16 protein-coding genes are annotated in these 19,945 nt (G+C 73.7%); 11 read left to right on the top strand and 5 right to left on the bottom strand.

Going from position 1 to position 19,945, the window contains the following annotated elements; genetic code table 11:
- Positions 1–70: 70 nt before the first annotated feature.
- Together ACZ6YG_RS10240 and ACZ6YG_RS10235 are read left to right on the top strand one after the other, a co-directional pair.
- Positions 71–1,987: a protein kinase domain-containing protein gene (locus ACZ6YG_RS10240; protein WP_466017750.1), complete on the top strand. Its 1,917-nt coding sequence runs from the start codon at positions 71–73 to the stop codon at positions 1,985–1,987.
- Positions 1,984–3,873, top strand: coding sequence for a protein kinase domain-containing protein (locus tag ACZ6YG_RS10235; RefSeq protein WP_466017749.1), 1,890 nt, complete (start codon positions 1,984–1,986; stop codon positions 3,871–3,873). Before ACZ6YG_RS10240 ends, ACZ6YG_RS10235 begins: the two co-directional genes overlap by 4 nt.
- Here ACZ6YG_RS10235 and ACZ6YG_RS10230 read toward each other — a convergent pair.
- Genes ACZ6YG_RS10230 through ACZ6YG_RS10220 form a run of 3 tightly spaced genes read right to left on the bottom strand, consistent with a single transcriptional unit; the run spans position 3,860 to position 7,151 of the window.
- Positions 3,860–5,434: an FAD-dependent monooxygenase gene (locus ACZ6YG_RS10230; protein ID WP_466017748.1), complete on the bottom strand. Its 1,575-nt coding sequence runs from the start codon at positions 5,432–5,434 to the stop codon at positions 3,860–3,862. The genes ACZ6YG_RS10235 and ACZ6YG_RS10230 overlap by 14 nt on opposite strands.
- The gene (locus ACZ6YG_RS10225) at positions 5,431–6,279 is read right to left on the bottom strand and encodes a fumarylacetoacetate hydrolase family protein (protein WP_466017747.1); all 849 of its coding nucleotides are present in this window, start codon (positions 6,277–6,279) and stop codon (positions 5,431–5,433) included. Before ACZ6YG_RS10225 ends, ACZ6YG_RS10230 begins: the two co-directional genes overlap by 4 nt.
- Complete coding sequence (locus tag ACZ6YG_RS10220; protein WP_466017746.1) at positions 6,276–7,151, bottom strand: dioxygenase family protein; 876 nt, start codon at positions 7,149–7,151, stop codon at positions 6,276–6,278. Before ACZ6YG_RS10220 ends, ACZ6YG_RS10225 begins: the two co-directional genes overlap by 4 nt.
- 104 nt (positions 7,152–7,255) lie before the next feature.
- Here ACZ6YG_RS10220 and ACZ6YG_RS10215 point away from each other — a divergent pair, with 104 nt between their 5' ends.
- The 7 genes from ACZ6YG_RS10215 (at position 7,256) to ACZ6YG_RS10185 (ending at position 16,293) form a co-directional block, all read left to right on the top strand.
- Positions 7,256–8,035, top strand: a complete 780-nt coding sequence (locus tag ACZ6YG_RS10215) for an IclR family transcriptional regulator (protein WP_466017745.1) — start codon at positions 7,256–7,258, stop codon at positions 8,033–8,035.
- 78 nt (positions 8,036–8,113) lie between these two features.
- The gene (locus ACZ6YG_RS10210) at positions 8,114–8,662 is read left to right on the top strand and encodes a TetR family transcriptional regulator (protein WP_219552397.1); all 549 of its coding nucleotides are present in this window, start codon (positions 8,114–8,116) and stop codon (positions 8,660–8,662) included.
- A 165-nt stretch (positions 8,663–8,827) separates the two neighbouring features.
- Entirely contained in the window at positions 8,828–10,006 is a 1,179-nt protein-coding gene (locus ACZ6YG_RS10205) for a glycosyltransferase family 4 protein (protein WP_148033256.1), read from the top strand.
- A gap of 315 nt (positions 10,007–10,321) precedes the next feature.
- Entirely contained in the window at positions 10,322–12,340 is a 2,019-nt protein-coding gene (gene fusA / locus ACZ6YG_RS10200; protein WP_466017744.1) for an elongation factor G, read from the top strand.
- Positions 12,341–12,491: 151 nt separating this feature from the next.
- Complete coding sequence (locus tag ACZ6YG_RS10195; RefSeq protein WP_397198003.1) at positions 12,492–13,100, top strand: dihydrofolate reductase family protein; 609 nt, start codon at positions 12,492–12,494, stop codon at positions 13,098–13,100.
- 89 nt (positions 13,101–13,189) lie between these two features.
- Entirely contained in the window at positions 13,190–14,599 is a 1,410-nt protein-coding gene (locus ACZ6YG_RS10190) for a serine hydrolase domain-containing protein (protein ID WP_466017743.1), read from the top strand.
- Between the two features lie 80 nt (positions 14,600–14,679).
- A complete protein-coding gene (locus ACZ6YG_RS10185; protein WP_466017742.1) occupies positions 14,680–16,293 on the top strand; it encodes a Coagulation factor 5/8 type domain-containing protein in 1,614 nt (537 codons plus the stop codon).
- 78 nt (positions 16,294–16,371) lie between these two features.
- Here ACZ6YG_RS10185 and ACZ6YG_RS10180 read toward each other — a convergent pair whose 3' ends face one another.
- Together ACZ6YG_RS10180 and folP are read right to left on the bottom strand one after the other, a co-directional pair.
- Positions 16,372–17,307, bottom strand: coding sequence for a class III extradiol ring-cleavage dioxygenase family protein (locus tag ACZ6YG_RS10180; protein WP_466017741.1), 936 nt, complete (start codon positions 17,305–17,307; stop codon positions 16,372–16,374).
- On the bottom strand, positions 17,304–18,164 hold the full coding sequence (gene folP, locus ACZ6YG_RS10175; protein ID WP_148033262.1) for a dihydropteroate synthase: 861 nt from the start codon (positions 18,162–18,164) through the stop codon (positions 17,304–17,306). The genes ACZ6YG_RS10180 and folP overlap by 4 nt, the downstream gene beginning before the upstream one ends.
- A 182-nt stretch (positions 18,165–18,346) precedes the next feature.
- Between folP and ACZ6YG_RS10170 the strand changes: the two genes are divergently transcribed.
- Both ACZ6YG_RS10170 and ACZ6YG_RS10165 read left to right on the top strand, forming a co-directional pair.
- Positions 18,347–19,195, top strand: coding sequence for a hypothetical protein (locus ACZ6YG_RS10170; protein ID WP_466017740.1), 849 nt, complete (start codon positions 18,347–18,349; stop codon positions 19,193–19,195).
- Positions 19,192–19,923: a hypothetical protein gene (locus tag ACZ6YG_RS10165; protein WP_466017739.1), complete on the top strand. Its 732-nt coding sequence runs from the start codon at positions 19,192–19,194 to the stop codon at positions 19,921–19,923. The genes ACZ6YG_RS10170 and ACZ6YG_RS10165 overlap by 4 nt, the downstream gene beginning before the upstream one ends.
- Positions 19,924–19,945 lie beyond the last annotated feature (22 nt).

Raw genomic sequence — 19,945 nt, 5'->3', positions numbered from 1 at the left:
AATCCGCCCGGTGAACACTCATAATCGGTGATCTACGCGGCAGCCTCACCTGCCGGGAGGAGAAACCGGGATGCCCGAGTTCTTACCGCTACGCGAGGAAGACCCGACCCACGTGGGCCCGTACCGGCTGATCGGCCGGCTCGGCAGGGGCGTGTACGCGGCCGAGGGCGCGGAGGCCGGCCGGCCCGTGGTGGTGAAGCTGCTGGGCCCGCAGGTCGACCAGGAGCGGTTCCTGCGGCTGGTCGAGTCGATCCGCGAGGTGTCCGCCTTCTGCTCGGCCCAGGTGCTCGATTCGGGCACGGCGGGCGGCCGCCCTTACGTGGTGAGCGAGTACATCGACGGGCCGACGCTGGCGGCGGTGACGGCGGGCGGGACGCGGCTGCGGGAGGCGGCGCTGCACCGGCTCGCGGTCGGCACGGTGACCGCGCTGGTGGCGATCCACCAGGCGGGGGCGGTCCACGGAGACGTGCGGCCGGAGAACGTGGTGCTCGGTCCCGACGGCCCCCGGCTGATCAACGTGGGCGTGGCGGGGGCGATGGCGGCCTCCGCCGAGACGACGACCCGGCAGGTGGAGACGCCCGCGTTCGCGGCGCCCGAGCGGCTCGACGGGGCGGAGCCGGGGCCGGCGGCGGACATGTTCTCGTGGGCCGCGACCTTGGTGTCGGCGGCCACGGGGCGCTCCCCGTTCGACGGCGGGTCGATGGCGGGCACGGTCAACCGGATCGTCGGCGAGCCGCCCGACCTGCCCGATCTCGGGGACCTGCGGGGCGTCGTCGAGGGGTGCCTGGACAAGGACCCGGCACGCCGCCCCTCCTCCAGCGACGTGCTGCTGCGGCTGGTCGGCGAGACGCGGTTCCTGACCGGCAAGCTGCTCCCGCAGGCCGGCGGGAGGGACGAGCCGCCGCCCGCGCGGCGCGGGCGGGGGCCGCTGGTCGCGGTGGCGGCGTTCGCCGCCGGGGCGCTGCTGTCGGGCGCCGCCGTGTACACGCTGGCGCCCCCGTGGGTGACCACCTCGGCGGCTTCGTCCCCCTCGCCCGGCGCGGTCATCACCTCCGGCGCGCCGATCACTCCCAGCGTGACCACGGCGCCGGTCGCCAGCGTCCCCCCGAAGGCGGACAAGGACGTCGAGCTGCCCGACATCGGCGCCACGCTGCACGAGCACCCGGACGACGTCGCGCGCCTGACGGCCTACCTCCAGGTGAGCCGGCCCTTCAAGACGTTCGTCAGGGACGCGTCCGGCCGGTTCGAGGAGGTCGGCCTGGCCGAGGAGCCCCGGGTGTCGCCGGACGGCCGGTGGGTGGCGCTCAACCCGTGGCTCAAGTACCAGAACTCCGACATGGACCACGTCCGGTTCCGCGACCTGTCGACCGGCGAGACCTTCACCGTCCAGACCGTGAAGAAGCCCGAGTCCACGCAGGTGCCCGCATGGTCGCGCGACGGCCGCCGGCTGCTCCTGTCGATCAGGACGGAGGACGCGAAGCTGTTCTCGGGCTTCGTCGTCGTCGACGTGGCCGCGCGCACCTCCACGGTGGTCAACACCCAGTACAAGGACGCGATCTCGCTGCCGTTCACGTTCCTCCCGGACGGGACGATCGCCCGCGGCTACTCGGGTGAGAAGTCGCAGGGCATCGAGACGTACGACATGTCGGGCAAGGTGACGACCACCAAGCACTGGGTGGGCATGCCGCGCGACCGCGACTGGTACTCGCCCGACGGCAGGCAGTTCTTCACCGTCTGTCCGAAGAGCGGGGACGTGTGCGTCTGGGACGCGGTGACCGGCGCACGCAAGGCCACGGTGGAGGGCCTCGACGACGACGTCCGGCTGATCGGCTGGTTCGACGACGACCACCTGCTGATCGAGGATCCCGGCAAGAAGAAGGGCCGCCTCCAGGTGAAGGTCGTGGACTTCCTCGGGAGGACGAAGCGCGTGCTCGCGGACGTGGACGAGCGCGGCAGCAACCGCCAGTGGGCGGCGATCCGGCGGTGACCGTGGAGCCGAGGCCGCTGCTGACGGAGGACCCCGCGCGGGTGGGGTCGTACCGCGTCGCGGGCCGGCTGGGCGAGGGCGGGCAGGGGGTCGTCTACCTGGGCGAGTCGGCCACCGGCGAGCGGGTGGCGATCAAGCTGCTGGCGCACGCGCTGGACGAGGAGGCCAGGGCCGACTTCGCCAAGGAGGTGGAGCTGGCGCGGCGGGTCAAGGCGTTCTGCACGGCGAGCGTGCTGGCCAGCGGCGAGCTCGACGGCGTCCCGTACGTGATCAGCGAGTTCGTCGACGGGCCGTCGCTCGCCCGGGTGCTCGCCGAGCGGGGGCCGCTGGGCGGGGCCGAGCTGCGCCGGCTGGCGATCGGCAGCGTGACCGCGCTGGCGGCCATCCACCAGGCGGGGGTGGTGCACCGCGACTTCAAGCCGGGCAACGTGCTGCTCGGCAGGGACGGGCCGCGGGTGATCGACTTCGGCATCTCCAGGACGCTCGACGCCGCGGAACCGGACGGCGACCACCTGACGGGGACGCCGCCGTTCATGGCCCCCGAACAGTTCGGGCGCGGGGCGGGCGCGCCCGCGGACCTGTTCGCGTGGGCGGCCACGGTGGTGTGCGCGGCGACCGGCTCGCCGCCGTTCGGCTCCGGCGACGTGCCCGCGCTGGTGAACCGGATCCTGCGCGCCGAGCCGGACCTGGGCGATCTCCGCGGCGACCTGCGCGAGGTGGTGAGCAGTTGCCTGGCCAAGGACCCGGCGGCCCGGCCGACCGCGCGCACCGCGCTGCTGCGGCTGCTCGGTCACCGGGTGGAGCCGCGGCGCCTGCTCGCCGAGGGCACCAGGAGCGCGGCCCCCGAGCCCGCCCCGCGCGGGCCGCGGCGGCGGGTGCTCGTCGCGGGCGCCGCCGCCGTGGTGCTGGCGGGCGCGGCGACGGCCGCCGCGCTCGGCCTCCGGAGCACGCCGGACGACCCGATCCCGCCGGCGCCGCAGCGCGTCTCCTCCGGTCCGATGAGCACCGGCTCCACCACCACCTCGACGCTCCCCGGCACCGGGGTCGAGCTGCACGAGAACCCCGCCGACCCGATCTGGGCCAGTTCCTACTACGGCGGCTTCGCGGAGGCGGACTTCCCCGCCTACGTCCGCGATCCCCGGACCGGGCAGTTCCGGCGGTTCGGCAGCTTCCAGATCCCGGTCGTCTCCCCCGGCGGCCGGTACGTGGCCGCGCTCCCGGTCTCCAACCTCGACGTGACCGACCACAACACGCTGCGGCTGGTGGACCGCGGCACCGGCGAGGACGTCACGCTGCGGACCGCCGGCAAGCCAGGACTCACGCTGGACCCGGCCTGGACCGCCGACGGCGGCCGCCTGCTCCTGACGCTCAGGGCGGGCCCGGACGAGCAGCGCACCGTCGGCTTCGTCGTCGTCGACCCGGCCGCCAAGAGCGTCCAGACCCGCCGCACGGACTTCGGCGGCGAGGCCGGCTACGGGTGGGGGCCGGACGGCTCGACGCTCGTCACCCAGGGCGGCGACGGCGCCATCCGGTACGTCGGGCTCGACGGCCGGGTGCTGCGCACCTTCACCGGCAAGGGCGCGCTGATCCGGGGCGGCGTCGCGGACACCACGGCCGGCCGGGTTTTCACCACCACCTGCCGGGAGGGGTCGCGCGACATCTGCCTGTGGGACGCGGCCACCGGCGAGCGGGAGGCGGTGATCCCGCCGGCGAAGGGCATGGTGTTCAACGGCTGGCTGGACAGGAGCCACTTCCTGGCGACCGTCATCGGCCCCGAGAAGGGCCGGCTGGTGCTCGGCGGGATGGACGGCGAGGCCGTGCGGGTCCTCGCCGAGGGCCCGGCCGGCCAGCTGAACCAGATCAGCGTCTGGTTCACTCCCCGCTGAACCCGAGCACCGTCCGCAGGATCGCCGCCGGGTCGCCGCCGCCGCCCCGCCAGGCCACGTGCTGGTCGGGCCGGACCAGGACGAGCGGCGCGCCGTACCTGTCGAGCAGCCCTTCGCCCGCCAGGTCCACCACCGTGAACGGCACCCCGAGGGCCCGCGCCGCCTCCTCGAAGGCGGGGCCGGGCTCCGGTGTCAGGCGCAGCAGCGTGAGCCCTTCGCCCAGCGTGTCGTACAGGGAACGGCCGCCGGGCAGCCAGGCGTGCGGCAGCCGCGCGCCCGGCCGGGCGGAGCCGTGGTAGTCCTGCGGGGTGTGCGGCGGGACGGGCGAGCCGTCGTCGGCCACGATCGGCGAGCCCGCGTAGTGGTAGCCGAGCACGAGCCCCTCGCTGTAGAACTCGCCGGCCTTGACCCGCAGCGCGGCGGCCGTCTCGGCGCGGGCGCGGGCGGCCTCCGGGCCCGGGCCGGTGAGCGGCCGGTCGGCGAAGGTGGGCGCGAGCAGCTTCTCCTGGGCGGAGCTGTCGGCGACGGTCTGGACGGCCACCGGGCGGCGCTCGGCCTCGTAGCTGTCGAGCAGGCCGGGTCCGCCCCAGCCCTGGAGCACGGCGGCGAGCTTCCACGCGACGTTGACCGCGTCGCCGACGCAGGTGTTGAACCCGTGGCCGCCCCACGGCGGGTTGAGGTGGGCGGCGTCGCCGACCAGGAAGACCCGGCCGGCGCGGTAGCGGTCGGCGAGCAGCATCCGGGCCACCCACGGGTCGGTGCTGACGACGCTGATCGGCAGGTCGGCGCCGATGAGCACGCGCACCAGCCGCTCCGGGTCCGGGGCGGAGGTGCGCACGTCGACGCCCACCATGATCGCCCACCACTTGTCGTCCAGGTCCATCCGGCCCATCAGGCCGGACACCTCCGGATGGATCACCCAGTACTGCACGGCCGGGTCGAGCGGGATCTTCTGCGCCAGGCCGGGCGCCCGGAACACCACGCTCAGGTTGGGCCGCTCGCCGGACGAGCCCTCGTACGACGCGCCGATCGCCTCGCGGCTGACCCCGGCGGCGCCGTCGCAGCCCAGTAAGTAGTCGGCTTCGAGCGCAGAGCCGTCGGAGAGCCGGGCGCGGACCCGGTCGCCGTCCTGGTCGATCGCGGTGACGGCGACCCCGGTCAGCAGCGTGACGGCGGGCAGCTCGGCCACCGCCTCGCGCAGCAGCCGTTCGACGATCGGCTGCGGCACCTGCTGGCCGGGCTCCGCCCACCGCTCGTCGCGCTCGGGGTGGAGGCCGAAGGCGTGGGGGAAGCGGGTGAGCTCGACGCCGAGCAGGTTCGTACAGAACAGGACGTCCTGCGACCAGGAGACGGGCAGCGGCGCGGCGGCGCGCAGCCGGTCGGCGAGGCCCCACCGGCGCAGGTGCTCCATGGTGCGCATGCTGGTGGTCTTGGCGCGCGGCCGGTCCTGGTCGATCGTGGTGCGCGGCTCGACCACGGTGACGGTGACGCCGCGCCGGCCGAGCTCAACGGCCGCGGCCAGCCCGGCGGGGCCGCCGCCCGCGACGAGGACCCGGCTCACGCGCCCCTCCTGCCGGCCGGGCCGGTGACCGGCGTCCGGATCACGCCCAGCCGGTCGACCTCCACCTCGACCACGTCGCCGGGCGTCAGCAGCCGGGGCGGCGTGCGGACGTAGCCGACGCCTTCCGGGGTGCCGGTGGCGATGACGTCGCCGGGGTGGAGTGTCAGCGTGGCGCTGATGCGGGACAGGAGTGCGGGCACGGTGAAGATCATGTCACTGGTGTCGCCGTCCTGCATCACCTCGCCGTTGACCCGGGTGACCACGCGCCATCCGTCCGCGGGGCTCCCGGTCTCGTCGGCGGTGACGATCGGGCCGATCGGGCCGCTGCGGTCGGCGTTCTTGCCGAGAGTCCACTGGCTGGTGAGCTTCTGGGCGGTGCGGGCGGTGATGTCGTTGAACGCGGCGTACCCGAGGACGCCCGCCCCCGCCTCGCTCTCGCCGGCGTCGGCCAGCCGCGCGCCGACGACGGCGGCGACCTCGCCCTCCCAGTCCAGCCCCGGCTCTCCGGCGGGCACCGGCACGGCCGTGCCGGTCACCGAGAGCGAGGCCGTCCACCGGCCGAACACGGTCGGGTGCGCGGGCGGCTCGAAGCCGCCCTCCGCCGCGTGCGCGCGGTAGTTGAGCCCGACGCACAGCACCCGCGCCGACGGCGGCACGGGCGGGGCGAGCTCCACCTCCGCCAGCGGCACCCCGCCGGGCCCAGCCTTGCGGGCCCGGTCCAGCCAGTACGGGACGTCGCTGTAGAAGTCGGTCACCTCGGCGAGGGGCGTGACGGTGCTGTCCGCCAGGACGCCGACCGTGACGTGCCGTCCGTTGTCGCGCGCGGCCATGCCGACGAGCTTCACCGCGGGTCTCCTTCCTCGACCAGCCTGATGTCGAACTCCGCCGCCAGGAACGGGCCGTCCATGCCGAAGCGCGCGCCGGCGGACGGCAGGAAGTCCGTGACGAGCGCGTCCTTGACCGCGAACGCGGCGTCGGAGCCGAGGTAGGGGTCGCCGGCGACGAAGATGTGGGTGGTGAGCGGCCGGTGCCCGGCCGCCTGGACCTTGATGTGCACGTGCGCGGGCCGCATGGGGTGGCGGCCGATCGCCCGCAGCAGCTCGCCCACGGGGCCGTCGGTCGGCACCGGGTAGCTGCTCGGCTTCACCGTGCGGAACCAGTACGCGCCGTCGTCGCCGGTGGTGAGCAGGGCGCGCAGGTTCCCGTCGGGCTGCTCGGCGTCCTGGCTGTCGTACAGGCCGGTGTCGTTCGACTGCCAGACGTCGAGCACCGCGCCGGGGAGGGGGTTGCCGTCGCAGTCGGTGACGCGGCCGTGCACGACGGCGGGCTCGCCGCGCTGCCGCTCGGGCCCCTCGGCGATCCAGGCGCCCATGGGGCGGGGCGGCGCGGGCGAGTGGAAGGGGCCCTCGACCGAGCTGGGGGTCATGGTGGGCGGGCCGGTGTGGTTCACCTCGTCGACGGCCGAGGTGACGCCCAGCATGTCGGACAGCAGGATGAACTCGTTGCGGGTCTCGGTGCAGGTCTGCCCGACGCGGACCAGGAAGTCGACGGCACGCAGCCATTCGGCCTCGGTGGGCCTGGTCTCGCGGACGAACGCGTGCAGGTGGGTGACCAGGCCGCCGACCAGCTCGCGCACCCGCGGGTCCGCGCCGCCGACGGAGCCGAGCACCTGTGCGAGCAGGGCGTCGAGCCGGTCGGATCCGGGGTTCGCGATCATCGTCGCCTCCACATCTGTCTTGATCGGCAAACCCTAGGGCGTGGCCCCGGCGTGCACCAGGGAGGATTTCACTCAATGGCATGCGTCACTGGCACACTGCACGGGTGACGAACGCTCCACGCGGACACCGGCCGCCGCACGGCGCCCCCGTGATCGACCGGGCCTTCGCGCTGCTCGGCGCCTTCTCCGCGACCCGCCGGGCGATGACGCTGGCCGAGCTGAGCCGGGCCACCGGCACGCCGCCGAGCACGGCGCTGCGGCTGGCCCGCCGCCTGCTCCACTGGGGCGCGCTGGAACGCGACGGCGGCGGCCGGTACGTGATCGGGCTGCGGCTGTGGGAGCTCGCCTCGCTCGCGCCGCGCGGGCACGGGCTGCGCGAGGCCGCGCTGCCGTACATGGAGGATCTGTACGAGGCCACGCACCAGCACGTGCTGCTGGCGGTGCGCGACGGGCACGAGGCCCTGCTGGTGGAGCGGCTGTCGGCCAGGGACGCCGTCGACGTGCTCTACCGGGTGGGCGGGCGGCTGCCGCTCCACTCGACCGGCGTCGGCCTGGTGCTGCTGGCGCACGCCGAGCCCGAGCTCCAGGACCGGGTGCTGGCGGAGCCGCTGGTGCACGAGCCCGAGGGGCTGCCCGTCTCACCGGCCGCGCTGCGGCGGACGCTGGCGCGGGTGCGCCAGACGGGGCTGGCGGTGGCCGAGCGGTCGGAGCCGGGGCCGATCCTCACCGTCGCCGCGCCCGTCCGCGGCGCCGACGACGGGGTGGTGGCGGCGCTGTCGGTGGTGGTCCCCGCCTCCGGCGCCGAGCCACGCGCCCTCGCTCCCGCCCTGCGCGCCACCGCCCGCGCCCTCTCCCGCAGCCTCGGCTCCCCTCGCGCTTCCTGACCGGAATGCCCATGGCACGTACTGGACATTTCGCCGCAAGCCCCAGGACATTACTGTCCGGTGGCTACCGTTGCTGCCGTGGCGCACGTACGGAAAGCCAACAGAGGGCCCAGCGCGGCGGCGGAGAACCGCGCGGCGCTCGTCACAGCGGCCCGGGAGCTGTTCGCGACCGCCGGATTCGGCGCTCCGCTGAGCGCGGTCGCGCGGCGGGCCGGTGTGGGGCAGGGCAGCCTCTACCGCCACTTCCCCGACCGGGCGAGCCTGGCCCTGGCGGTGTTCGACGGAAACGTGACCGAACTGGAATCGCTCGCCGCCGAACGGACGACCACGCTCGACGACCTGTTCGCGCGGATCATCGAGCAGACCGTCGCCTCGGTGGCGTTCCTCGACCTGGTCACCTCGGCCGACGAGCGCATGGCCGCGGTGCGCACCCGGGTGGCCCGGCTGCTGGCCGGCAAGCTCGACCAGGCGCGGCGCGACGGGACCGTGCGCCCCGACGTCACGGCCGACGACCTGCTGCTGGTCATCGCCATGCTGGCCGGGGTGCTGTCCAGCGCTTCGGCGGAGGCCCGGCCGGCCGCGGCCGAGCGGTCCTGGGCCCTGCTGCGCCGCTCGATCCGCCCCTGACGCCCGTTCCGTTGATCATTGTCCTCCGGATCGCCAGTACCCTGGCTGAGCGGGTCCATGGGCCGTTGCCAGTGAACTCCCAGCTAGAGGCATTAGCCTCGATCCGCATGAAACGGGTGGCCCCGGGACGCCATCCGGCTGAGACATGCCTCGGAGACGCAAGAGATGAAGATCCGGTACATGCTGTTGCACGCCTACGGCATGGGCGGGACCATCCGCACCGTGGTCAACCAGGCGAACGCCATGGCGGCCGCGGGTCACGACGTGGAGATCGTCAGCGCGGTCCGCCGGCGGACCAAGCCGCAGTTCGCCATCGATCCGCGGGTGAAGGTGTGGGCGCTGGTCGACCAGCGGAACGCGGTCGAGACCGACTCCCTGGCCCGCAAGGTGTGGCGCCGGGCGCGGGGCAAGATCGTGCCCGCGGGCGAGTTCGCCGCCGGCTACTTCACCGAGCGCGTGGAGCGCGCGGTCATCGACTACGTCAGCCCGCTGAGCGACGGCATCCTGGTGACCACCCGCCCGGCGCTGAACCTCATCGCCGCCCGCCGCGCCACGTCCGGCGTGATCCGGGTGGCCCAGGACCACATGAACCTGGGCTCCTACCGGAAGCCCGTGCGGGAGCAGATCAGCCGCCACTACAGCCGCTTCGACGCGGTCGTGGTGCTGACCGAGACCAGCCGCGCCGAATACCGCGAGGCGCTCCCCGGCTGCCCGGTCATCCGCATCCCCAACGGGATCCCGATGGCCGGGCGTGTGCACTCCGACCACACGGCACCGGTGGTGATCGCGGTGGGCCGGCTGGTCAAGCAGAAGGGCTTCGACTACCTCATCAAGGCGTTCGCGTCGATCGCGGACGAGCGCCCCGAGTGGGAGCTGAAGGTCTTCGGCACCGGCCCGTCCGAGGAGAAGCTGCGCGAGCGCATCGAGGAGGCCGGCCTGACCGGCCGGTTCAAGCTGATGGGCCGCACCGAGACGATCCACGACGAGATGGCCGCGGCGTCGATCTACGCGCTCAGCTCCCGCATCGAGGGCCTGCCGATGGCGATGATCGAGGCGATGGGCCACGCGCTGCCGGTGGTGGCCTTCGACTGCCCGACCGGCCCGGCGGACGTGCTGACGCACGACGTGGACGGGGTGCTGGTGCCGCCGCGCGACCCGGAGGCGCTGGGCGCCGCGCTGTCTCGCCTGATGGGCGACATCGACACCCGCCGGCGGCTGGGCGCCGCCGCGGCGAGGACCGCCCAGAGCTACTCGCCCGAGGTCGTCATGCCGCTGTGGGAGGACCTGTTCACCGCGCTGCACAACGGCGAGCGCCTCGACGACCCCCGCTGGACGTCACGCTGACCGGAAAAACCGGTTCCGCGTCACCCTCGCGATCATTAGACTCGCCGCCGTACCGCGCGCCGCAGTGGCGCGCTCCGACGTGTGAGGGGAGCCCGCCGTGCGCCACCACAGCACCGCGGCCGCCGTCCCCCCGTCGCGGTATGAGGTGATCCTGGTGTCTCCGGCGGCCCGGTGCCGGCTGCGCGCCCGCCACCGGACGCCGTGACGAACCCCTGATCCTCCCGGGGCGGGGCCCTGCTCTGTCTGCCCTGCCCCTCTTCTCGTCCGGCACATCGCGCCGTCCTGTTCTCCATCCCGCAAGAAGGGTCATGGACCGTGCGCCGTCACACCACCCGATCGCCTGCCGTCGTCCGCAACCTGGGCATCCTCGCCCATGTCGACGCCGGCAAGACCACCCTGACCGAACGCGTCCTGTACGCCACCGGCGCCACCTACAAGCGCGGCGAGGTGCACGACGGGACGACCGTCACCGACTTCGACGCCCAGGAGCGCGACCGCGGCATCACGATCTTCGCCGCGGCCGTGAGCTGCGAGTGGGCCGGACACCGGATCAACCTCATCGACACTCCCGGCCACGTCGACTTCTCCGACGAGGTGGAGCGCTCGCTGCGGGTGCTCGACGGCGCCGTCGCCGTGTTCGACGGGGTCGCGGGCGTCGAGCCGCAGAGCGAGTCGGTGTGGCGGCGGGCCGACCGCCACGGCGTGCCGCGCGTCGCCTTCGTCAACAAGCTGGACCGGGCGGGCGCCGACCTGGACACGGCCGTCGCCTCGATCCGCGACCGGCTGCGGGTGACGCCGCTGGTCGCGCAGCTGCCGATCGGCCGCGAGCACGCCTTCACCGGCGTCGTCGACCTGCCGCGCATGCGGGCCCTGACCTGGGACCGGGACGTGCTCAGGGAAGGCCCGGTGCCGGACGACCTGCTGGACGAGGCGCGGCGGCGCCGCAGACTGCTGGAGGAGGCCGTGGCCGAGCTGCACCCGGGCGCGCTGGAGGAGTTCTGCGCAGGACCGGAGATCTCCGCCGGCACGCTCCAGACGGCGCTGCGCGACCTCACCCGCTCCGGTGACGGCGTCGTGGTGCTGTGCGGGTCCGCGTACCGGAACAGGGGCGTCGAGCCGCTGCTGGACGCCGTCGTCGCGTACCTGCCCTCGCCGCTGGACGTGCCGCCGGTGCGCGGCACGCACGCCGGCGCGGAGCAGGAGCGCGCCGCCGACCCCGAGGCGCCGCTCGCGGCGCTGGCCTTCAAGGTCAGCTCCACCGCGACGGGCCGGCTGACGTTCCTGCGGCTGTACGCGGGGACGCTGCGCAAGGGTGACACGGTGCTGGACGCGGGCGCGGAACGCACCGAACGGGTCGCCCGCATCCTGCGGGTGCAGGCCGACCGGCACACCGAGGTGGACCGGGCGGTCGCCGGGGACATCGTCGCGGTGGCCGGGCCGAAGGCGGCGCGTCCCGGCGCGACGCTGTGCGCGCGGGAGGCGCCGCTGCTGCTCGAACCGCCGTCGGCGACCGAGCCCGTGGTGTCCGTGGCCGTCGAACCGCGCCGGAGCACCGACGCCGGGCGGCTGACGTCGGCGCTGGCGCGGCTGACGGACGAGGACCCGTCCCTGTCCGTACGGACCGATCCCGAGACCGGGCAGACGCTGCTGTCCGGCCTGGGCGAGCTGCACCTGGAGGTGGCGGTGGAGAAGGTGCGCCGCGAGCACGGGATGACGGTCGCCGTGGGCCGGCCCCGGGTGGCGCTGCGCGAGACGGTCGTGCGCGGCGTGTCCGGACTCCTCTACCGGCATGTCAAGCAGGACGGCGGGGCCGGGCAGTTCGCGCACGTGGTGCTCGACGTGGAGCCGGGCACCGGGTTCGCGTTCGAGTCGGCGGTGACCGGCGGCCGGGTGCCGCGCGAGTACGTGCGCGCGGTGGCGGCGGGCTGCCGCGACGCGCTGGTCGAGGGCCCGCTCGGCGGGCACCCGGTGACCGGCCTGCGCGTCACGCTTACCGACGGCGCCACGCACGTGAAGGACTCCTCCGAGACGGCCTTCCGCGCGGCGGGCCGGCTGGGCCTGCGCGAGGCGCTGCGGTCCTGCGTGATGGCGCTGCTGGAGCCGGTGGTCGAGGTCACGGTGACAGTGCCTGAGGAGGCCGCGGGCGGCGTGCTGGGCGACCTGGCCGCCCGGCGCGGCCGGATCAGCGGCACGGCGGCGAAGGCCGGCACGGTGGTGGCCACCGCCACGGTGCCGCTGGCCGAGGTGTTCGGCTACGCCACCCATCTACGCAGCCGTACGCAGGGCCGGGGCACGTTCACCACCCGTGCCGCGGGCTACGCCCGGATGCCGTGACGGCCGGGGCCGGTCCCTCCTTTTGGGGGGACCGGCCTTTCGCTGAAGGAAACCTGAAGCATCCCGTAAGAGGGCATCGGCAGCCTTGGGGACATGAACCACGGCGGGCCCGGAGAAAGGGCCTGGTCCCATCGGGGAGAAGGAGTACGAGATGACGAGCAGGCTGGTGGTTTCCGCCTTCGTTTCGCTGGACGGTGTCATGCAGGCTCCGGGCGGGCCCGGCGAGGACGACGACAACGGCTTCAAGCACGGCGGCTGGCTGGCCCCGCACGTGGACGAGGGGTTCAACCGCATTATGGGCGATCAGCTCGACCGCGCGGACGGCATGCTGCTGGGCCGCAGGTCGTACGACATCCTCTCCTCGTACTGGCCGCACGTGTCCGACGAGGACGGCGGCGCCGAGATCAACAGCATGCGCAAGTACGTCGCCACCAGGTCGCCGATGACGGCCGAGTGGCGCAACACCGAGGTGCTGGCGGGCGAGGCCGCGCAGACGGTCGCCGACCTGAAGCGGCGCACCGACGGCGAGATCATCACCCAGGGCAGCAGCGACCTCATCCGCACGCTGCAGAGGGCCGAGCTGGTCGACGAGTACCGCCTGATGGTCTTCCCCGTCGTCCTCGGGGAGGGCAAGCGGATGTTCGCCGAGGGCACCCTCCCGGCCGGGCTCAAGCTCACCGGCTGCACCACCACCGACGCGGGCGTCGTCTACATGACCTACGCGTGGACGGGCGACCCCGTGTACAGCTCCGTCGCCTAGCCCGGGCGGGACTCCTCACCTTCGTCAGGGGTGTCACTGGACGTTCGGCGGATCCGGCAGGGGTAACGGGCTTCGTACGGTGCTTGCCCATGAAGTCCTTTCTGGCCGGTTTCTCCCTGCTCCTGGCCCTCACCCCCGCCGCCCTCGACGGAGACGCCCGCGTGCCGGGCGAGCTCACGGCCGCCGCCGTCGACGCCTACGCCCGGCAGGCGATGGAGTCGACGGGCGTGCCCGGCATGTCGCTGGTGGTGACCAGGGACGGCGAGGTCGTGCACGCGGCCGGGTACGGGCACGACTCCCGCGGCGCCCCGATCACCGCCGGCACCCCGATGCGGGTGGCCTCGGTCAGCAAGTCGTTCACCGCGGCGGCGGTCATGACGCTCGTCGAGCGGGGCGAGATCCGGCTCGACGAGCCGGTCGCCGCGCAGCTTCCCGGGTTCCGCATGGCCGACCCGCGGGCGGCCGGGATCACCGTGCGGCAGCTGCTCAACCAGACCTCCGGCCTGTCCGACACCTCGGTGGACGTCACGGATCTGGGCGACGCCGCCTCGCTCGCGGACTACACCTCGCGGCTGGCCGACGACCGGCTCGCGGCCGCCCCCGGCACCCGCTGGGAGTACTGCAACGTCAACTACAACCTGGCCGCCAGGCTGGTCGAGACCGCGAGCGGCCGCCGCTTCGGCGACTACCTGCGCGAGCGGATCTTCACCCCGCTGGGCATGACGTCCAGCGCGGTCAGCGACGAGGTCGTCAGACCGGCCGACGGCCGTAACTCGATCTTCGGCCTCTGGCTGCCCCGTCCCGAGCTGGACGGGTTCCTGGACGAGAGCGGCAGCGGCGGCGTCATCACCACCGCCGCCGACATGGGCAGGTGGCTGAGGCTCCACACGGGCGACGGCCGCCCCCTGGTGCAGCGGCAGAGCCTGGAGACCATGCACGCCCCCTCCGGGATCCACGAGTACGGGATGGGCTGGAGCCCCGACCGCGAGTCCGGCCTGCTCGTGCACTCGGGCAACCTGTTCACCTACAACGCCGTCCAGGCGATCTCCCCCGGGACGGGGTACGGGTTCGCGGTCATGACGGACAGCGCCGGGCTGACGGACGAGACCTACGCGGTCATGACGGGCCTCGTGGCCATGAGCGAGGGCCGGGCGCCCGAGGTGCCCGGAGGCGACCGGCAGCTGTTCGAGGCGGTGCTGGCCGCGATCGCGCTGCTGGCGGCGGGCCTCGGGATCACGGGCGCGCTCCGGGCGCGGCGCTGGGCCGCCGAGCGGGCGGGCAGGCCGCGGTGGCGGGTCGCGGTGCGCCTGGTCCCCGCGCTGCTGCCGGTCGCGCTGCTGGCCGCCTATCCGGACCTGGTCTCGATCCTCATGAACGGGCGGACCGTCACCTGGGCCCAGGTCACGTACTACGCCGCCCCGCTGTCGATCGCGCTGCTGGCGGCCGCGGCCGCCGGGGTCCTGGTGACGATCACGCGGCTGGTCCGGCTCGCGAGTTGATGAGAGCAGCTCATGTTTGGGCCTTGCCGGGTCCTGGAGGGCGGCGGATGCTGGGTGCACCCCCCACTTGTGAGGTGTCCGTGAAGAGCCTCCGATCCCTCGTCCGCATCACCTCCGGCCTCGTCCTCCTGGCCGGCTCGCTGATCGCGCAGAGCCCCATACCAGCGGTCGCCACCTCCGCCACCACCTCGGCCACGACTTCGGCCGCCGACGTGCGCGGCCTCGTCGACGCCCACAGCCACCTGTTCTCGTACGAGGCGTTCGGCGGCATGCTGATGTGCGGCAAGCCGTTCGATCCCGACGGCATCGCCAAGGCGCTGCGCGACTGCCCCGACCACCTGCCCAACGGCGAGCTGGCCTGGTTCGAGAACTTCACCCGCACCGGCTCGCCCACCGGCACCCACGACCCGGTGGGCTGGCCGACGTTCCGCGACTGGCCCGCGCACGACTCGCTGACCCACCAGCAGGCGTACTACACCTGGGTGGAGCGGGCCTGGCGCGGCGGGCTGCGGGTGATGGTCAACCACCTGGTCGCCAACCGCCAGCTGTGCGCCATCTACCCGCTGCGGCGCCACGGCTGCGACGAGATGGACTCCATCAGGCTCCAGGCCCAGCGCGCCCGCGAACTGCAGGCCCACGTCGACGCCGAGCACGGCGGGCCGGGCCGCGGCTGGTTCCGGATCGTCCGCGACCCCGCCGAGGCGCGGCAGGTCGTCCAGGCGGGCAAGCTGGCCGTGGTGCTCGGCGTGGAGACCTCCGAGCCGTTCGGCTGCCGGCAGGTCCTCGGCATCTCCGCGTGCACGCGGGCGCAGATCGACCGCGGCCTCGACGAGATGTACGAGCTGGGCGTGCGCAGCATGTTCGCCTGTCACAAGTACGACAACGCGCTGTGCGGGGTGCGGTTCGACTCGGGCACCCAGGGCGCGATCGTGAACATCGGCAACCTGCTCGGCACCGGCAGGTTCTGGCAGGCGCGCACCTGCACCACCGCCGAGCACGACAACACCATCGAGCCCGCGGGCGTGCTGCCCGGTCAGATCGCCCGCCTGCTGCCGCCGGGCGTCTCGCTGCCCATCTATCCCGCGGCCCCGCACTGCAACACGCGCGGCCTGACCTCGCTCGGCCAGTACATGATCGAGGGCATGATGCGGCGCGGCATGATGATCGAGGTCGACCACATGAGCGTCAAGGCCGCCGACAGCGCTCTCGACCTGCTCGAAGCCGCCGGTTACCCGGGCGTCATCTCCTCCCACAGCTGGACCGACCCGCACTACCTGGACCGCATCTACGCCCTCGGCGGCATGGTCACCCAGTACGGCCACGACGCCGAGCACTTCGTGGACGAGTGGCGGCGCACCGAGCCGCTCCGGCAGGCCCACCAGGTGCCGGGTTACGGGTACGGGCTGGACGCCAACGGCATGGGCCGCCTCCCCGCGCCCCGGGCCGGCAACGCGTCGAACCCGGTCACGTACCCCTTCACCTCCCTCGACGGCGTCACCCTCGACCGCCAGCGCACCGGCGAGCGGGTCTGGGACGTCAACCAGGACGGCGTCGCGAACTACGGCCTGGTGCCCGACTGGATCGAGGACATGCGGATCATCGCCGGCCCGGAGATCGTCCAGGACCTGGCCGCCGGCGCCGAGTCCTACCTCCGCACCTGGGCCTCAGCCACCCAGCACGCAAGCCTCCGCTGACACACACCCGCCCACCCCGTCCTTCCGGGGTGGGCACTCCTCGGCTCGCGTCCAAGCCCGGGTGAGACTAGGTCCGCGTCAGGTCCAGGTGACGACCCAGTAGGCGACGCCGAACGGGTCCTCCTCGTACAGGACCTGGGCCTGCCATGGCCGGTCCTCGCAGGCGGCGGCCATGACCTGCCAGGCGGCCCGCCCGGCGACCAGGGCGCGCTCGCAGGCGGCGGGATCCAGGCGCAGCAGCGCGCCGGCGTCGGCCGCCGTGAGCGCGGCCCCGATCCGGGCGTCGAGCTCGATCGCGGACGGGTCGAGATGACCGGGAGCCTTCTCACTCCGCCGAGCGCTGCCGTCGGCGACGACCAGCAGCCCCGCCGGACGCCCGCCCTCCCTCAGCTCGCGGCCGAGCTCAAGGCAACGGTCACGCGACTCATGACGACCCACCCCCCGCAAGGTCCACGGCACCGGACACCCTCCCAGCAGGGACCGCCCGACGGCGAGCGACACCGGAAGAAGATCCTCCACCGCCACCCCCGCACCGTCTCTCCCCCCGGAACCAGCCGGCCCCGGCACACTCTCGCCACCCGGCTCGGACACCTCTGAGTAAGCACCCTCGGGCAGCACCTCGTCGCCCCGCCGCCCGTTGGGCGCGGACCGATGGTCAAGACCCGGCCATCGCCGACCGGGGCTGCCGGGTGCCACCCGTTCTTCAGGGCCGCCGGGCACCTCCGGCGAAGCACCCGCCCCGCCCCGCCGCCCGTCGGGCGCGGACCGGCGGTCACGATGCGGCCGTCGCCAGCCCGGTGCCACGCGTTGTTCGGGGCCGGGGGCGTCGGGCGGGAACGGGCGGGTGGCGGGCGCGCCGCCCACCACGACGATCTCCTCCGCCCCCTGGTCGAGCAGCGCGGTGACGGCCGCGGCCATCGCCTCGCGCGCCTTGTCGACCTCCCGCACGGGCCCGCCGGTGACGCCGGGCAGCAGCAGCGGCGCGCCGGGAACGGTCGCCGCCGCGACGATCATGCCAGCCCCCGTACGGTGCGCGCGGGCGGGCGGACGCCGCGCGTCACCGCGACCATGTCGAGCACCTGCCGCGTCTCCGGCACGTTGTGCGCCCGGAACACCAGCGCCCCCTGCCAGGCGCACAGCGCGGTCACGGCGAGCGTGCCCATCAGCCGCTCCCCCACGGGCAGGTCGAGCGACTCGCCCACGAAATCCTTGTTGGACAGTGACACCAGCACCGGCCAGCCGGTGGCCACCAGCTCGTCGACGCGCCGGGTCACCTCCAGGGAGTGCCAGGTGTTCTTGCCGAAGTCGTGAGCCGGGTCGATGATCACGCGCTCGCGCGGCACCCCGGCCGCCACCGCCCGCTCGGCCAGCGCGACGGTCCGCTCGATCACGTCGGCCACCACGTCGTCGTACTCCACCCGGTGCGGCCGGGTGCGCGGCTCGACCCCGCCGGTGTGGGCGCACACCAGCCCCGCACCGAACTCGGCGGCCACCTCGGCCAGCTTGGGATCGGCCCCGCCCCAGGCGTCGTTGAGCAGGTCGGCCCCGGCCTGGCAGACCTCGCGGCCCACCTCGTGACGCCAGGTGTCGACGCTGATCACCAGGTCGGGGTGGCGCTCGCGCACCTCGGCCACGAACGGGGCGGTGCGCTCGATCTCCTCGCGCACGTCGACGTCGCCGCCGGGCGCCGCCTTCACCCCGCCGATGTCGACGATGTCGGCCCCCTCGGCCACCACCTGGTCGACCCGGCGCAGCGCCTCCTCACGGGCGAACGTCGCGCCGCGGTCGTAGAAGGAGTCGGGGGTGCGGTTGACGATCGCCATCAGCAGCGGCGTCTCTCCGAACGTCCGGGAGCCGAGCGTGAGCCTCATCCGTCCCTCTCCGGCACGACGCCGTCCCTGACGCGGCAGAACATCGCTCCATCCTACGCCAGCGCCTCGGGGACCGCCCTGCGCGGGGACGAAACACCGCACTTCACCACTCCCTCGGCGCGGCGGCCGATCCCCGGTTATCGTCGCAAGTAATCGCAGCGCGCAACCCCCCGGGATCTGCCATGGCCAGCGGAATACGTCACATAGCGGAGCGCGTCACCCTCACCCTCACGGTGGGCCTGGGCGCGGTGGTCTCGGCCGCCGCCCTGTTCGGCTGGTTCGACCCGGGCATGCTCGGCGCGGCCATTCCGAAGATCACGCTGCTCATCCTGAGCACGGTGACGCTTTTCCTGCTCCTGGAGCTGGACCGGCTCAGGGCGATCGAGAAGATCAAGGACCTGATCGTCACCCTCGACGTCGAGGCCATCGCCCGCGACCGCAAGGTCTCCCACTACGGCGGCGTCACCCGGATCCACCGCCGCTTCGCCGAGGACGTGTTCATCGACCACCTGGTCGCGGCCAGGCGCGAGGCCGCGATCCTGCAGACGTGGATACCTCACCTGCACCGGCTGGAGGACGCGCTGGAGGAGGCCCTGCACCGCGGCGTCCGGGTGCGCGTCCTGCTCCTGCATCCCCGGTCGGCCGTGGCCAAGCTCCGGGAGGAGGCGCTGCGGGTGGTGCGCGACCCGGCGCTCGAAGAGGACGTGCCGGCGAACGTGGAGCGGTGCCTGTCCGTCCTCGCCTCGGTGCACAAGAAGGCCGGGGCGAGGAAGCACCTGCTCGGCGTCCGCATCTACGACTCCCTGCCGTCGATAGCCGTCTACCGCGCCGACGACCGCTACTTCGTCAGCTCGTTCCTGCACGGCAAGCTGGCCGTCGACTCGACGCAGCTGGAGATCGACGGCGCCGACACCCCGATGGGCGCGGAGATCCAGGGCGAGCTGGACATGCTCTGGGCCGTCGGCCACGACGTCGACCTCTCCGACTGGCGCACATCACTCAAGGACATCCCGCCCAGGAGGCCCACATGAAGGAGCTGGACGCGTTCGAGGACGACCTCGTCGAGCGGTTCGAGCGGCACCCGGTGCTGGCCGGCGCGGCCCTGCTCTCCGCCGACGGCTTCGCCGCCGTGCTGCTCCAGCGGCGGTTCCTGTCGCTCGCCTTCACCCCCGCCTACGACCTGGCCATCGACCTGCTGGAGGACGAGGCCAGCCGCCGGATCGCGCGCGTCATCCTGCGCGAGGAGTACCCCGGCGGCGACGGCCGCGTGCCCTCGCACCGGGAGGACATGAAGGCGGACATGCTCCGGCTGGGCGTGTCCAGGAAGGCGCTGGTGGAGACCGCGCCGACCGCCGTCACGGTGGAGGCGACCACCGCGATCTTCCGGCTGATCGCCGAGGCGGGCCGCGGGCCCGACGCCGACCTGAGGCTCGTGACGATCCTGCGGTTCTGGGGCGAGATCCTGGTGGCGGCCGAGTACGGGCGGCTCTGGCCGAGGATGGCCGAGGTGCTGACCGGCGACGGCGTGAACCGGTCGAGGTTCTACCATCCCCATCTCGTCCACGACGCGAAGGCGCACCCCCTCGGCGCGGAGTCGCTCCCGTCCGGGACGCACTCCGACCAGCTCGGCGCCCGGCTGGCCGAGCTGGTCACCGGGGAGGAGTCCGCGGCGGGCTTCCGCGAGACCGAGCAGCGGGTCCTGCGGATCAAGACGGACTTCTACGACCAGTTCCTGCCCCTGGTCCCGGCGCCGGACTGACGGACGGGCCGGCGGCCCCGCG

The sequence above is a fragment of the Nonomuraea sp. NPDC054003 genome, from assembly GCF_055585125.1.
The sequence above is the reverse complement of the archived record's forward strand: the minus strand, read 5'-3'. Positions and strand labels throughout refer to the sequence as shown.

Bases quoted from the DNA above. Each gene is read 5' to 3' on its own strand.
- ACZ6YG_RS10240 (WP_466017750.1), top strand. From the start codon at position 71: ATGCCCGAGTTCTTACCGCTACGCGAGGAAGACCCGACCCACGTGGGC.
- ACZ6YG_RS10220 (WP_466017746.1), bottom strand. From the start codon at position 7,151: ATGATCGCGAACCCCGGATCCGACCGGCTCGACGCCCTGCTCGCACAG.
- ACZ6YG_RS10205 (WP_148033256.1), top strand. From the start codon at position 8,828: ATGAAGATCCGGTACATGCTGTTGCACGCCTACGGCATGGGCGGGACC.
- ACZ6YG_RS10195 (WP_397198003.1), top strand. From the start codon at position 12,492: ATGACGAGCAGGCTGGTGGTTTCCGCCTTCGTTTCGCTGGACGGTGTC.
- ACZ6YG_RS10190 (WP_466017743.1), top strand. From the start codon at position 13,190: ATGAAGTCCTTTCTGGCCGGTTTCTCCCTGCTCCTGGCCCTCACCCCC.
- ACZ6YG_RS10180 (WP_466017741.1), bottom strand. From the start codon at position 17,307: ATGATCGTCGCGGCGGCGACCGTTCCCGGCGCGCCGCTGCTGCTGCCC.
- folP (WP_148033262.1), bottom strand. From the start codon at position 18,164: ATGAGGCTCACGCTCGGCTCCCGGACGTTCGGAGAGACGCCGCTGCTG.
- ACZ6YG_RS10170 (WP_466017740.1), top strand. From the start codon at position 18,347: ATGGCCAGCGGAATACGTCACATAGCGGAGCGCGTCACCCTCACCCTC.
- ACZ6YG_RS10165 (WP_466017739.1), top strand. From the start codon at position 19,192: ATGAAGGAGCTGGACGCGTTCGAGGACGACCTCGTCGAGCGGTTCGAG.